The organism is Paraburkholderia sp. MM5482-R2, assembly GCF_050436125.1.
Taxonomy (GTDB): domain Bacteria; phylum Pseudomonadota; class Gammaproteobacteria; order Burkholderiales; family Burkholderiaceae; genus Paraburkholderia; species Paraburkholderia tuberum.
In genome coordinates this window covers 841,645-854,269 of record NZ_JBNDLP010000004.1, presented here as the reverse complement: position 1 = coordinate 854,269, position 12,625 = coordinate 841,645, and the positions used below count along the sequence as shown (strand labels likewise).

General features: G+C 62.3%; 13 protein-coding genes. 5 read left to right on the top strand and 8 right to left on the bottom strand.

Annotated features, from left to right (window positions below; all coding sequences use genetic code 11):
- Nucleotides 1-43: 43 nt before the first annotated feature.
- Both OKW37_RS39985 and OKW37_RS39980 read right to left on the bottom strand, forming a co-directional pair.
- The gene (locus OKW37_RS39985) at nt 44-976 is read right to left on the bottom strand and encodes a hypothetical protein (RefSeq protein WP_429401758.1); all 933 of its coding nucleotides are present in this window, start codon (nt 974-976) and stop codon (nt 44-46) included.
- 228 nt (nt 977-1,204) lie between these two features.
- Nucleotides 1,205-2,242: an AraC family transcriptional regulator gene (locus OKW37_RS39980; protein ID WP_429401760.1), complete on the bottom strand. Its 1,038-nt coding sequence runs from the start codon at nt 2,240-2,242 to the stop codon at nt 1,205-1,207.
- 488 nt (nt 2,243-2,730) lie between these two features.
- On the opposite strand from OKW37_RS39980, the gene OKW37_RS39975 reads away from it, so the two are divergent.
- Together OKW37_RS39975 and OKW37_RS39970 are read left to right on the top strand one after the other, a co-directional pair.
- Complete coding sequence (locus tag OKW37_RS39975) at nt 2,731-2,895, top strand: hypothetical protein (RefSeq protein ID WP_167368794.1); 165 nt, start codon at nt 2,731-2,733, stop codon at nt 2,893-2,895.
- Nucleotides 2,896-3,131: 236 nt separating this feature from the next.
- Nucleotides 3,132-3,848 (top strand): transposase, encoded by a 717-nt coding sequence (locus OKW37_RS39970; RefSeq protein ID WP_184068447.1) that lies wholly within the window; start codon nt 3,132-3,134, stop codon nt 3,846-3,848.
- Between the two features lie 71 nt (nt 3,849-3,919).
- On the opposite strand, the gene OKW37_RS39965 is transcribed toward OKW37_RS39970, so the two are convergent.
- The 4 genes from OKW37_RS39965 to OKW37_RS39950 all read right to left on the bottom strand — a co-directional run bounded on the left by OKW37_RS39965 (nt 3,920) and on the right by OKW37_RS39950 (nt 7,329).
- Nucleotides 3,920-5,143: a polysaccharide pyruvyl transferase family protein gene (locus OKW37_RS39965; RefSeq protein ID WP_429401763.1), complete on the bottom strand. Its 1,224-nt coding sequence runs from the start codon at nt 5,141-5,143 to the stop codon at nt 3,920-3,922.
- Nucleotides 5,118-6,143, bottom strand: coding sequence for a lysylphosphatidylglycerol synthase domain-containing protein (locus OKW37_RS39960; protein ID WP_429401765.1), 1,026 nt, complete (start codon nt 6,141-6,143; stop codon nt 5,118-5,120). The genes OKW37_RS39965 and OKW37_RS39960 overlap by 26 nt, the downstream gene beginning before the upstream one ends.
- A 337-nt stretch (nt 6,144-6,480) precedes the next feature.
- Nucleotides 6,481-6,678, bottom strand: a complete 198-nt coding sequence (locus tag OKW37_RS39955) for a hypothetical protein (protein WP_184068456.1) — start codon at nt 6,676-6,678, stop codon at nt 6,481-6,483.
- Between the two features lie 108 nt (nt 6,679-6,786).
- Nucleotides 6,787-7,329 (bottom strand): phasin family protein, encoded by a 543-nt coding sequence (locus OKW37_RS39950; RefSeq protein ID WP_429401767.1) that lies wholly within the window; start codon nt 7,327-7,329, stop codon nt 6,787-6,789.
- A 404-nt stretch (nt 7,330-7,733) separates the two neighbouring features.
- On the opposite strand from OKW37_RS39950, the gene OKW37_RS39945 reads away from it, so the two are divergent.
- A complete protein-coding gene (locus OKW37_RS39945) occupies nt 7,734-8,504 on the top strand; it encodes a DUF3047 domain-containing protein (RefSeq protein ID WP_429401769.1) in 771 nt (256 codons plus the stop codon).
- 67 nt (nt 8,505-8,571) lie between these two features.
- On the opposite strand, the gene OKW37_RS39940 is transcribed toward OKW37_RS39945, so the two are convergent.
- The gene (locus tag OKW37_RS39940) at nt 8,572-8,901 is read right to left on the bottom strand and encodes a hypothetical protein (protein ID WP_429401771.1); all 330 of its coding nucleotides are present in this window, start codon (nt 8,899-8,901) and stop codon (nt 8,572-8,574) included.
- Between OKW37_RS39940 and OKW37_RS39935 the strand changes: the two genes are divergently transcribed.
- Both OKW37_RS39935 and OKW37_RS39930 read left to right on the top strand, forming a co-directional pair.
- A complete protein-coding gene (locus OKW37_RS39935) occupies nt 8,900-9,367 on the top strand; it encodes a hypothetical protein (RefSeq protein ID WP_429401773.1) in 468 nt (155 codons plus the stop codon). The genes OKW37_RS39940 and OKW37_RS39935 overlap by 2 nt on opposite strands.
- A gap of 685 nt (nt 9,368-10,052) precedes the next feature.
- The gene (locus tag OKW37_RS39930; protein ID WP_429401775.1) at nt 10,053-11,771 is read left to right on the top strand and encodes an alpha/beta hydrolase; all 1,719 of its coding nucleotides are present in this window, start codon (nt 10,053-10,055) and stop codon (nt 11,769-11,771) included.
- Nucleotides 11,772-11,842: 71 nt separating this feature from the next.
- Here the strand turns inward: OKW37_RS39930 and OKW37_RS39925 are convergent, their stop codons facing one another.
- The gene (locus OKW37_RS39925) at nt 11,843-12,571 is read right to left on the bottom strand and encodes a FadR/GntR family transcriptional regulator (protein ID WP_429354377.1); all 729 of its coding nucleotides are present in this window, start codon (nt 12,569-12,571) and stop codon (nt 11,843-11,845) included.
- Nucleotides 12,572-12,625 lie beyond the last annotated feature (54 nt).

The following is a 12,625-nucleotide window of genomic DNA, read 5'->3' as shown; positions in this document are numbered from 1 at the left end:
GCGCGCACCTTTAGCTGGATGATTCGTGTGTGTTCGGGCTCGCTCAATGCAGTGTGGCGAGTGCGGCCCGGATACGCATCCCCTGCTCTTCGGAGACCAGCCGATCGAGCACTTCCGCGAAATGGGGGTGATGCATACCGGAATGGAGGTACTGCCACCGGTAGGCATGATGGAAATTCGCTTCGATCGACATGGCTTCTGCCTCGACGACGGCACGCCCGCAGTTCGCGATGAAATACCGCGAGTCCGCTGTCGCCTGCCCGCCCAAAATGCCATCGACCGCAATCATCAGGTCGATGAACTCGTTGACTGCGTTGTCGCGCGCCGCATCTGTCAGCGTAGCGTCGTGCCGCTTCCATTCCAGCTCATCGAGAATGGCGTGCTGACTTTCTTCCTTCCAGTGGTACAGAAATACATCCTTGAACAGCTCGGATAACTGATCGTCAGGATGAATGCTCTGGCGGTAGTGAATTTGCGAGAACAGTTCAATATGCAGCGTCATGGCCAGCACCGCCCAGGTGCTCTTGCCGAGGACCACGGCGGCAAGCGCATCGGGATCGACGTCGAAGCGATAACCCACTGGCAGCGTTTCGCCGATCATTTTTTCGATGCGGCGAAACAGCGCCTGGTGTTTAAGCTCTTCGTCGCTGAAACGCACGAGCGCTTCGAGCGCCACCTGATCGCCGAGCCAGTAGTCCCGGCTCACTTCCAGCACCTTGGCGTTAATGAAGCGCTCGACGAGCCCGAACACGTTCGCGTATGTGCGCCCCTGAATCTGGCTGACGAACCGCTTCTCAGCCTCCGAGAGCATGATGAAATCCGGCACCAGCGACAGCCCGTCCGGCAAATACTTCTGGGACATGTCGAAGGTACGGCCTCCAATCACGTCACGGTCGATGTCCCAACTGACCATCTTCGAAGCGCGAATGCATCGGGCGTAGCGATCGCGATCGGACAGCCGCAATATTGCGTTCATTGAAGTTCTCCCAATATGGACCGCGATGCGGTCTAGCGTTGAGTGTCGATTCACCGGGCAGAGCCAGTCGAAGGATCTGGCTTTCCGGCACGCTCAATTTACGATTGGGAGTCTTGAAGTTCTATGATCGAGTCGCCGGACGATATGACTGAAACGCCGTTTCGTCACGTTGGTCGCACAGGTCGACAATTGAGTGGGTAGAAACAGCACGGCGCGTCGCGGCAGGCATCACTGATCCTCCAGTGCGGCAACGCCACGCGTAGGTTGCGCGTGCTGCGCGGCCACGCCGTTCGACTTTCCCTTGCTCTTGCGCCAGCCGGCCGGCGGCATGCCGAATTCGCGTCTGAACGCGCGACTGAATGCGGCTTCCGACTCATAGCCAATCTGTTCCGCAACGGCGTTGAGCGGCTTGCTACCGATCAGAAGTTCGTGCGCCGCAATCTGCATGCGCCATCTCGCGAGGTATTGCATGGGCGGCTGCCCCAGAAGATCGGTAAAGCGTTGCGCCAACGCGGAACGCGACAGGCCCACTTTGCGCGCAAGTTCCTCGACGGTCCACGCATGCGCCGCCTGCGCATGAAGCAGCGACAGCGCGCGTCCAACGTAGCGGTCACGCACGCCGGCGAGCCACCCGGTCTGGTTATCAGGTAGCGCTTCAATACAGCTACGGATTGCTTCGACAAACAGCAGTTCCGATAGCCTGGCAAGCACAATCGTGCCGCCCGCGCGCGAGTCGGCCGCTTCCGCGGCAGCAAGTTTGAGAGACGACTCGAGCCATGCCGCACGCGGATCCTGGCGCATGTCGATCTTGAACAGTCGCGGCAGCGATGAGAGCAGCGGATTGCTCAAAGTATCGTCGCAGGCCAGAAAGCCGCACACGATGCGCGTCACAGCGCCCCCGCCGCCATAGGACAGCGTCATCACTTCACCGGGTGCTGTCGCCATCTGCCCGGCCAGTAGCGAGTCCGACGGCACAGGGGAGATATCGATCGCGCTGCCGATGATGTGCGTTTCACCCTGAGGCACCACGATCAGTTCGCCGGCATTGACGTGAATCGCCGAACCGGGATCGTCGGCCAGCGTCGCCCAGCAACTCCCCTCTATGATCAGATGATAAGAAACGACGCGCTCGGAAGGCGGCAAGTAAGCGCCGCAGAGCGATGCATCGGTGCGACCGATCAGACACCACGGCGCGGTGAGTGTCCCGTTCAGAAACACGGCGCCGCTCAGACGAACAGCGCGCAGAACCTCAGAGACTGCATCCATGGATAGCTCGCGTGAAATGCGATTTCCCGGGCGAGAAACCTGGCCGCCGTTCATTCTTCAGGATGGCCAAGGGCTCCATGTTATACCCGCAACCTCACTTGATGACAATTCCCTTACTGGCGTTTTGCGCGAGGCTTATGAAGCGCTTTGCGGGTCCGTTGAAGACTCGTGCCTGGCAAAAAGCGCACCGCGGAACGTGCGCTTCGCCAGGATGACAGGACGATCTTTGTGGACGCCCGCACTGCGCACGCGATGCATCGGCAAGAAGTGGACGATCGGTCAAGAAAGATCGACGCACGGGCAGGACGGCAATGGCTTGCCGCGGGCAGAGTTCATGACAGGAAGGAACATCACGGATCGGCGTCATCCGTACTTCGCCAACAAGCCTTCCCCGGACTCTGGAAACCTGGCGCGTCACCCAACTTGCACGAATCGGTTCAAGCACAGCAACTGACCGCTTCGCGCAAACACAGTAGCGTGAGACACCGATGAAACGCCTGATAAGCCGTGCGATGTACCACCCAATCATTGCGCTATCCGTTTTTTATCTGGCCGACGTTATGCATCACGTCGATTACAGCATCGCTGGTGCATTGCTGGTTCTGACCGCGAAAACGATCTCGCGGGTTTCAAGTCTGTTCGACAAGGGATAGAGCTGCGATGCGAAGCGTTCGTCGATCAACGTCCGAGCGCGGCGCTGCAATTCAGCATTGGCATAAGAGACACTGGTGCGATCGGCAAATCAACGAACAGAGGCCATAAAAAAGGCCTGTTCGTGATGCAAATGCACGAACATGATCGCTAGAATTTCCTCTAGCACCTTACACACGGTCCCGCGTCCGATATCTGTCGGACCGCTTTCTCACATCGGATCTCCGGTTAATTCAGCATGGCACGGCTTGCACGGCACTACGTCCCCGATCAACCGCAGCACGTTATCTTGCAGGGACTCGCGGGGCCCGCTTTCATGGACGAAGGAGACTACCTGTACTTCCTCGCCTGCGTGGCAGACGCAGCGCGCGTCGCCGATCTGGCGGTCCATGCGTGGGTGCTCATGCCTGATGCGGTACAGTTCCTCGTCACGCCTTCGTACGAGTCGAGCGTCGCCATGGCAATGCAAGCGGTTGGCCGTCGCTATGCCGAGACCTTCAACCGCCGCCATGGACGCCGCGGTGCGGTATGGCGCGGCGAGTACCGGTCGACAGTGATTGAGCCCGACCGGTATTTCCTGCTCGCGAGCCAGGTCATCGATCAGGCGCCGGTGCGCAATGGCCTGGCGGCCGAGCCGGGAAACTACCCGTGGTCGAGCTGCGCGCACCACATCGGGCTGCGTGTCGATAGGTTCATCAAGGACCATCCACTGTACCGGGCGCTCGGCAATACGCCGTTCGAGCGCCACCAAGCTTATCGCGATCTGGGCGCACAGCCTGTTGACGAACGCGAGATCAATAACCTGATGCAGTCGACGCTCAACGGCTGGGTGCTCGGCAGCCCCGCGTATTGCGAATGGGCGGCGCAGACAGCCAATCGGCGCTTGATGCCACTGCTGCTGCGCGACCGGCCGTCCACGGTTCGCACCACACGCTCGCTCGTACACGTGGGCTAAGCAAAGAACGATCGAGCTTCGCGAGATTACACGACCGCGCCGACACCGCTCGTCGCGCGAGGCCCTGCATTTCAAGCAGAACACATTGCCGCTCGCGTCTGCGAGAATCCCTCGCGATAGCGAGCGGCAAGGTGTGTGGCCGTGCGCCGCAGCAACGTCCGGTCGATCGTCAGGGCATGGAGCATTGCTTGCGAAAGTGCCTCGATCCCGACGCTGCCCGGCACGCACGCTGGCTCCCACGTCGCGGCAAACGCGGACTGTTTGGTCGTGTGGTTCGCGCGCGCCGGATGGAAGAAGTTCACCCGCGGCAAGCCGAACGCCAGCGCGACGATCCGTCCGTGCAGGCTGCTTCCCGCGTAGGCCGTGGCGTCCGCGATCAGTGCGCAGATGTCCCATATCTCCAGCGAACGGAAGAGTTGCGTACGTGAGACCTTCATCCGTGCCGCAATCCGCTCGTAGCAGGCCATATCGTCATGCCAGGGCGCCGCACCCGCTCGAAAGAACACAATACCAAGCCCGCTCTCGTTCGACACGCGATCGAGCTCGCGCGCAAGCACACCGAGCGTTCCGTCGTCGCCGAAATCCGCACTGAACTGCACGGCGACATACCCCTCGGGAAACGCCCTTTGCAAATCCGCCACGCCGCTTCGTTCCTTGCACGCGCGAATGTTCGCGCCGAACAGCTCCGTCACCATCACCGCCGGATCCGGCACGAGCCGCGCGAGAATGCCTGCTGCGGCGAGCCCGTTCTGGGTGTGGATGTCACGCACGCTGACGTCGTCGGCTTGCGCGAGCTTCGACAGGACTTCTGCTCGCATCCCGGGATCGAGTCGCTCCACATCGACGCCGCCGGCCGCTTGATAAGTGACGCTCGACGCACAGGGAAACATCGCGCGAGACGTCATGTAGGGGGCAAGCGCATCGAGACCCGTCAGCGCACGTGCCCACGCGCGTCGCTCGTCGTTGTGCATTTCCAGTCGCGCGATGATCTTCTGTGCCTGGTCCCACGGCAGCAGCATCACCGCCGCCTCCCAGTCGCCGCAAGTCAGGATCTCGCCGCCTGCGTGCACGATATGCACACGGTCCTTGCCGCGTTCGGCGGCCAGTTGCGCGAGCGCCTGAACAGCGTGGCCGCCGTGGACGCGCAGGTCGCGCTCCGCGAGCCCGGCGAAGATCACGTCGTCGCACGCAAGCAGTTTTGCGACGACGTGAGGGAACAGCAGGTCACCCAGATTGTGGCGATCGAAGGCGCCGAACACCACGACCGCATCATGTTTTCCTGTGTCTCGCATCATGATTCGGGCCCCGACCTCCCTCGGTACGAAGTCGCCGCTTGTCGCGCCACTCCTCCACCTGCCAGGCGATGAGTCCAGGCAGAAAGACGATGATGTCACGAATACGGCGCGCACCCGCGAGCGCGAGGCAAAGCTGCGGATGGAAACCAAGCACCGTGCCGATCAGCAGAAATCCACCTTCCTGAACGCCGAGTGCGCCAGGCACAAAGAACGCGACGCTGCTGAGCGCCTGGATGAGCGACTCGAGTACGACTGCCTGCAGGAAACCTGCTTTTGCCGACAGGAAATAGAGCGCGAGCCATAGCTCGAGCGCCGTCGCGATACATTGGAGTGATTGCCAGATGAGCAGGTAGCGGATGATGACGCCGGGCTGATGCCAGAGCTCACTGATCGATTGATCGATGCGCACCGACTCGCCGACGAGCGAGCGGAACTTGCCGCTCGTGATGCGATTGAAAAGTTTCGTGAGCCGCGCGAACGGACTCGCTCGCTGCACGAACGAAAACGCCAGGAGCAGAACCACCAGAATGGCGATGCCGCCCCCGAGCCTGGCTGCGAGGTGCAACGCCCGGGAGCCGGCATGGGCGATCAGATAGCCGATGGCCGCGATGGCGAACAGCATTTCGCTGATGAGCGTGAGTTGGAGGTCGACGACGAGGCTCGCCATGGCTGGGGCAGGCTCCATGCCCCATTTGCGCATCATGCGAAACGTCACGACTTCACCGCCCACTCGGGCAACGGGCAACATGCCGTTCACGGACTCCCGAATCCAGACGAGACGCAGTACGGCGAACAGCTTCGGGCGTGCCGCGCCGCGCATCAGCATTTGCCAATTCCTTGCGTTGGCGAGCATCGGCAGAATGTGGACCATCCCTGCAAGCGCGAGCCCGGCGCCGGCCGCGCGCATCAAACCGAGCACCTTCTGCGCGTCGGCGTGCCAGACGAGCCAGACCGCGATGGCCAGGCCAGCAAGTGCGGCAGCCCGGGCGAGATATTTCATAAGCTGGCGCGAGCGTAGTGTCAGTCGCTTTGAAGCGGCAGCAATAGACTTTTGCGTCCACTTCGGAGATCGAGGCGCAGCTGCGAACTCTCCCGATAACTTTTCACCGAGAATCTGGCAGATCGCACCTCGGGCCCCTATTCGAGCTATCGCATAACTCGTTCCCCGCGCGGGGAGAATGGTGGTGTGATTAGCGACCGTGACGAAGTCCCCGCTGCGCGCTGCGGTGCTCAGCGACAGTCACTGGCGAAGCTGTTCGTGCACACGATTGCCGAGCGGCGGCGCAGCCGGCCCACCCAACGTATGTAGGTCGTCAGATACGTTGTCTGCGCACCGGTCAGCGGACCCGTGCGAACGCTCGCAGCACGGCGTCGCCGCGCGGCGTCACGCGAGGTAACCGGAAGCCCGGCCCAGTTGGCTCATTCGCAATCAACTGCAGTTCGCGGAGCGCCCCAAGCTCTGCCCGATCCGAATCAATTCGTTCAGGCGCATCCTTCAACAGCAGCAACGTGGCCACTTCGTGCGGGCTCAACATGTCGTTTACCTCACGGCGGGAACGAAGGAACGGGTGACCAGATCCGGCCACGGCTGCATCGGCAGCACGCGAATACCGGACCCGGCAGGATTGGTGGAAGCTCGTCGCCTATCGGGTTGACGAGCGACGTGTGCGAGGCGGACCTCGTCGTTCCGCCGTGTCAGGCGTCGCCTTTTCGACGCGATCGAGAAAGGCGCGGACCATTTCCCCGACCTGTGCCTCGGCGACGGACACGCGGTCCGGCTGCACTTCCGGCGGCACGGCCGCGCGCATCATCGCGTCGACGCCCGTTGCGCAGGCCGGCGGGCCAGCGGGCCTGGTGTCCTCGTGGAGCTCACGCTCGTCGTCGTGATCGCCGCCGGCGTGGCACGGTCTGATTGTTTCAGACGCGATATCCATCCAGCCCCGGGTGTATCCGGCGAACTGCAGGGTAAGCCAAGGCATCACATCCGCTTGACGTCTGAGGAACTGTTCAGGCGTCTGGGCGCGCAATACGCTTTCCCAGTGCAGCGCGGCACCCGTGACCGCGGACCTGTATGTATCCACGTTCAGCCGTATCAGCGCGCAATAACCGGCGAGGAACTGGTTGGGCAGTTGCGACACGTCGGTCGGAACGGATAGGGTAAATGGCATCTGTTTTGGGCTGCTCACGGAATATCTCTCAGGTTCTCGCGGACACGGCGATCGCTGCCACTGCGATTCGTGAAGGTCGTTCCCATACCGGGCCGTTGGCCAGGCACACGGTCTGAAGCCGTCTTAGAGCAGCCATTCTAACTTTGTTAAGTCGAGTTACGATTTTTACGAGCCAGGGAGTTTCCCCAATATGTGGGAAATTGACGCCTGTGATGAGCGGCGGCGATCACGGTCATTGATAGCAAACCCCTCGCGCGCCGCACGACGCGACGGGAATACCGCGCGGCGCGTTGCGAGCCTCGTCATGCAGCCGCTACGACGCAGCAAACAGAACCTCAACCGCCGGCGTGAAAGCTCCGCTGAAACGTCGCCCGAGGAGCCCATTACAATGGACGCTATCCAACATACGAATGCGACCTGCCGTGCATCTTCCCACGCGCCGTCGAGCGCAAAAACGAACAGCCCCGTCAGCCTGGATCGCCGCATGCGTCGCGCTTCTTTTGTTGTCGCCACCCATCCTTGCCCAGGACGAAAAGCCCGGTATCGCCTTTTCCTTGATCGAGCCCGGCGCATCGCTGCCCGCGGGCTGGAAAAACCTGCCGGTCGTGCGCGGCAAGCCCATCACGCAATACACGCTCGTTCACGACGACCACACCACTGTGCTGCAGGCGGACGCGAACCGCTCTGCTTCCGCGCTGATGCACGACGGTGATATCGACCTCGCTCGCACTCCCGTCGTGGCATGGCGCTGGAAAGCGGATAGACCGATCGAAGGCGCCGATAACCGCGTGGCGTCGAAGGAAGACGCGCCAGCGCGGCTGGTGTTCATGTTTGCCGGAGACAAGAGCAAGCTGTCGCTTTTCGACCGGGCGAAGATGGGGCTGGCCAAGGAACTGAGTGGCGAAGATCTGCCCTATGCCACGTTGATGTACGTGTGGTCGACCACCGCCGCGCCGGGTACCGTCATTGCCAACCCTCACACGAACCGCGTACAGATGATCGTGGTCTCCGGTCTGCCTGGCGATGCGGGTCAGTGGCAAAGCCTGCGCCGCAATATCGTGCAAGACTATGAGCGGGTCTTTCACGAACCGCCAGGACGAATCACAGGCTACGGGCTGCTGACCGATACCGACAATACCGGTGCCACGACACGCGCCTGGTACGGAGACGTCCAGTTCCTTCCCGGGCCTTGATCACCGGGTGCCATCGAGTTGATCGAGCCCGTCGGCGCGGCGTGGCCGGCTGAGCGTCCCGCGCGCTTTACCCGTGCCGATGCGCGTCCGCAGGCCAATGTCGTTCATGCGTACCCCATCGTGGTTCCGCCGGCTGCATGCCCTCTTCCACGAACGCGTCGACGGACCACGTATCGACGAACTCGTTTCGCGCCTTGCGGCGTTTGGCGACCTGGAAGTCCCGTTCCACCACCTGAATCGCCTTGATGTTCAGCCGGTGCGCGAGCGCCGCGTCACGAAGATCGGGGGAATGGCCACGAGCGCAGCCGCGCTGCGGGCCGAGACGATGGTTGCCGCGCGGGAACGCGCGTTGCTCGATGTGCATCGCCAACACGGAATGCATAACGGAGACACCCATGGGCTGCGCGTTTTTCGCGGCCGAAGGCGCGACCAGCGGGGCGAGCGTCTATGTCCCGGTCGCGGACGAGATCGACTATCCCGCCGATCTGGAGGCCGCGCGCAACCGCCGGCAACGCAGACGTACGTGGCAAGCGTTCAGTTGTGGGAGAAAAGCGATGTCCATTCAGGAATATGCGCCGTATCGCGGCTGCAATATCGAGGTGAACGTTACGCTATCGAAGACGCATTGGCTCGGTGGCAAATATCGCCGTTATCGCGTGTCATGGACCGTGACGTTGCCCGGCAATCCGGAACAGGAACTGCTGAGCTTTCCGGAACAGTTCGATTTTCTGACCGAGCATGAAGCGTTCAAGTATGGAGAAAATCGGGCGCACACCTTTGTCGATTCGATGTTGTCGACGCCTTCTCAAAGGCGCAGGTTCCGAGACGCGGTCGCTCGGCCCGCAACGCGCCAGCAGGTTTAATGGCTCGCGCCGGCGCGCCCTTTCGGAGCGGTATGGCGCGTCGCCGCGTTTGCCTATGATCCCTTGAGCTTCGTGCGGCAGACAGAAGCGACCGGCGCTACCGGGTCTTCCTTGAAGTCTTGCGACAATCGCAACACCATCTCGCTATCTGGCCTGTTTGCCTTGCCGGTCAACTGCGCAGCGTCGGCAATGCTCCAGATATTCGGCTTGGTTTGCGACGGTCAATTCAACCAGCGGGTTTCGAACCGCTTGATCGTGCCACCGGGTAGCGACCAGCGCGACGGGCAAGCAGCGTGCGCGCAAGCTCCGTAAAGCCCTCGCTCGGGCGACGTCGCCACCGACAGTCCGGTTCATCGATGTTTGAACACGATGCGCGCAGAGCGACGATGTTGTTCGGGGGACAGAAAGGTAAATACAATGCGACGCATGGCCGGTTTATCGTTGACGTTTTTTCGACGTAGGAGAAACATCGCACGAGATCGGAGCAGCCCCGTCCGTCCCGCTGCCCCCATGTGTCGCGCTGCGCGCCGTAATCAGGAAAACATCGTCGTGGCTGATCATGCGGCGGCATCTTCCATTACTGCCCTCCTGGCGGAGTCTGAATCAAGGCTGGTCGCGTCATCAACTCCTTTGCGGGTGACCCGCGGAAACGAGGTGCGAGTTGTGCCAATCCGAGCGAGCACGCATGCGGGACTCCCATGAGCCGGTAGCCGCCGGGCTTCGAAGCACGTCCTGGACGCCGACGCTCAGCGGCTCGCTGCTCGCGCTCGTGTTCTGGTGGCAGTCACTGACGCCGACACTGATTCCGCGGTCGTGGGGAACGCAAACCGTGGTCGGCGCGTTCTGTCTGGCCATCGGCTATGGGATAGGCACATTGGTCGGCCGCGGCGTGCATCGGCTGCTGGAGCGATGGGGTCGCGTGCCCGGCAGCGAGATCCGACGGCGCAGCTGGATCGTTCTGACAGCGGCGTGGCTCATTGCACTATTCGTTGGCTCGAAGCTATGGCTCGGCTGGCAGAACGAACAGCGTAGTTTCATGGGGATGGCGCCGATCGCCTGGTTCGACGCCGTGCTGGTGATCGTCCTGTCGCCGTTGAGCGCGGTGTTGCTGGTAGTCATCGGGCGATTGACGGCGCGCGGTGTCGCCGCAGTCAAGCAGGTCATCCAGGGCCACGTGCCCCCGATCGTTTCGGTGCCGGCAACAGCGCTGCTCATCATCGTGATTGGCATGGCGCTCGGTCGCGGAGTGGCCTTTCCCGCCCTCACCACGGTCTCCAACTTCGTCCACGGGCGGGTGAACGAGAACACGACCAAAGGAATCGTGGCCCCGACGTCGCCGGCGGTGTCGGGCAGCAGCACGTCGTTCGTCGCATGGGACACCTTGGGCCGCATGGGGCGCGGCTTCGTGGCGACAGCGACAAACAAGCAAGAGCTCGCGAAGTTCCACGGGACTGATGCGAGACTGGTCGATCCGGTGAGGGTCTACGTGGGAGTGCGTTCCGCGGACTCCCTCGAGCAGCGTGCGCAGATTGCGGTCCGCGAGCTCGAGCGCGCGGGCGGGTTCGAGCGGAAAGTGCTGGTCGTGTGGATACCCACCGGCACGGGCTGGATAGTCCCCAAAGCCGCGGCTTCGCTGGAGCAACTGCACCGTGGCGACACAGCGATCGTGGCGATCCAATACTCTTTCCTGCCTAGCCGACTCGCCATTTTCATGGATGCGGGTCTCGCGAACGAGGCGGGTATCACGCTCTTCAACGCGGTTCGCGCCCGATGGTCGATGCTCCCGCCGAAACGACGGCCAAAGCTCGTTCTGTTCGGCAAGAGTCTTGGCGCCGCGGGGGTGGAAGCGCCTTTCGTCGGGAAAGACGCCTCTGCCTCGGTGGCCAACATGATGGCCCGAACGGATGGCGTGCTGATCGTCGGCGCCAAACAAAGCAACCCAATCCATTCGCAACTCACTCGTGAGCGCGATAGCGGGTCGCCCTTCTGGCAGCCGATCTTCAATGGGGGGCGTTCGGTGCGGTTCTTGAACCGCGATCCGCATCAGATGGCATTGGACACCGACTGGCCGGCCCCGCGAATCGTGTACCTTCAGCATCCGGCCGATCCGGCCGTGTTCTGGAGTGCCAGTGCGTTCTGGCGGCCGCCCGAATGGCTGGCTCGGCCACGTGGCTTCGACGTGCCTGACGCCATGCATTGGTTTCCCATCGTCTCGGGCGTGCAGGCGGTGGGCGATCTGATTCACCAACTCGGCGTGCCGGCGGGTTTTGGTCACAACTACTCGTCGGAGGACTACGTCAACGGTTGGGCCAGCGTGGTGCCTCCCGAGGGCTGGACGCACGCCGATACCGAACGACTGGCCCGGTTCCTCAACCACATTGCCGGCGATGAATCAGAGCCGTGACCGAGCGGAAGTCGAACGGACTGGGGCAGTGCCGTTGCAGCTTGCGGCGCGCACCGCAGAACATGGTTTGGCTAACGCCAGGCTCGTGTGAACTCGCCGACCACGCGCGCCAGATGCGCCTGCATCGCCGTGCGCGCGGCGGTCGCATCTCGCGCCATGATGGCCGCAAAGATGCGCTGATGGTCATCCTGTGAAGCCGCCCGCAATGCGGGAGTATGAAAGTGCTCCTCGATCTTTTTCCACAACGGGTCGGCACGGGAGTTGTCCCACATCGCTGTCACCACGAGCCGGAGCATTTCGTTTCCCGTCGCCCGCGCGATCGCCAGATGGAAATCACGGTCGGCGGCCTCGTTCGCAGCCTTGTCGTCCATGTTTTCGCGCATCGCGCGCAACGCGGCGAAGAGCCGGTCGAGGTCTGAATCTTTGCGCTCGGTAGCGGCTAAGGCCGCGATCCCGCTTTCGATGACCGCCCGCGCGCGCAGCGTCTCGATCGGGCCCAGTCCGCGCGGCAGTTTAAACATGGCGGAGCGCGCCTGCGGCGCTTCTGCCACATAGATACCCGAGCCGACACGGACCTCGACCACGCCCTGCACTTCCAGCGCGATGATCGCTTCCCTCACCTGCGTGCGGCTCACGCCAAAACGCTCGGCCAGCGTACGCTCGGAAGGCAGGCGCGCACGCGGCCCGACGTCGCCGGCGACGATCAGATCGTAGATCTGCTTCGCGAGCCCGACATAGGAACGGTCGGTCGCGTCCTCATCGGCGGCGCGGCCGGTTGGCATGTGCGAAAGATCGGCCATTCAGGATTCCCGAAAGCTTCGAAGCCGCCCAAGAATTGGCTCGAGTTCGCCAAA

Coding starts and splice junctions, on each gene's coding strand:
- OKW37_RS39985 (WP_429401758.1), bottom strand. CDS start 976: ATGAACGCAATATTGCGGCTGTCCGATCGCGATCGCTACGCCCGATGC.
- OKW37_RS39980 (WP_429401760.1), bottom strand. CDS start 2,242: ATGGATGCAGTCTCTGAGGTTCTGCGCGCTGTTCGTCTGAGCGGCGCC.
- OKW37_RS39975 (WP_167368794.1), top strand. CDS start 2,731: ATGAAACGCCTGATAAGCCGTGCGATGTACCACCCAATCATTGCGCTA.
- OKW37_RS39970 (WP_184068447.1), top strand. CDS start 3,132: ATGGCACGGCTTGCACGGCACTACGTCCCCGATCAACCGCAGCACGTT.
- OKW37_RS39965 (WP_429401763.1), bottom strand. CDS start 5,143: ATGATGCGAGACACAGGAAAACATGATGCGGTCGTGGTGTTCGGCGCC.
- OKW37_RS39960 (WP_429401765.1), bottom strand. CDS start 6,143: ATGAAATATCTCGCCCGGGCTGCCGCACTTGCTGGCCTGGCCATCGCG.
- OKW37_RS39955 (WP_184068456.1), bottom strand. CDS start 6,678: ATGTTGAGCCCGCACGAAGTGGCCACGTTGCTGCTGTTGAAGGATGCG.
- OKW37_RS39935 (WP_429401773.1), top strand. CDS start 8,900: ATGGGCTGCGCGTTTTTCGCGGCCGAAGGCGCGACCAGCGGGGCGAGC.
- OKW37_RS39940 (WP_429401771.1), bottom strand. CDS start 8,901: ATGGGTGTCTCCGTTATGCATTCCGTGTTGGCGATGCACATCGAGCAA.
- OKW37_RS39930 (WP_429401775.1), top strand. CDS start 10,053: ATGCGGGACTCCCATGAGCCGGTAGCCGCCGGGCTTCGAAGCACGTCC.
- OKW37_RS39925 (WP_429354377.1), bottom strand. CDS start 12,571: ATGGCCGATCTTTCGCACATGCCAACCGGCCGCGCCGCCGATGAGGAC.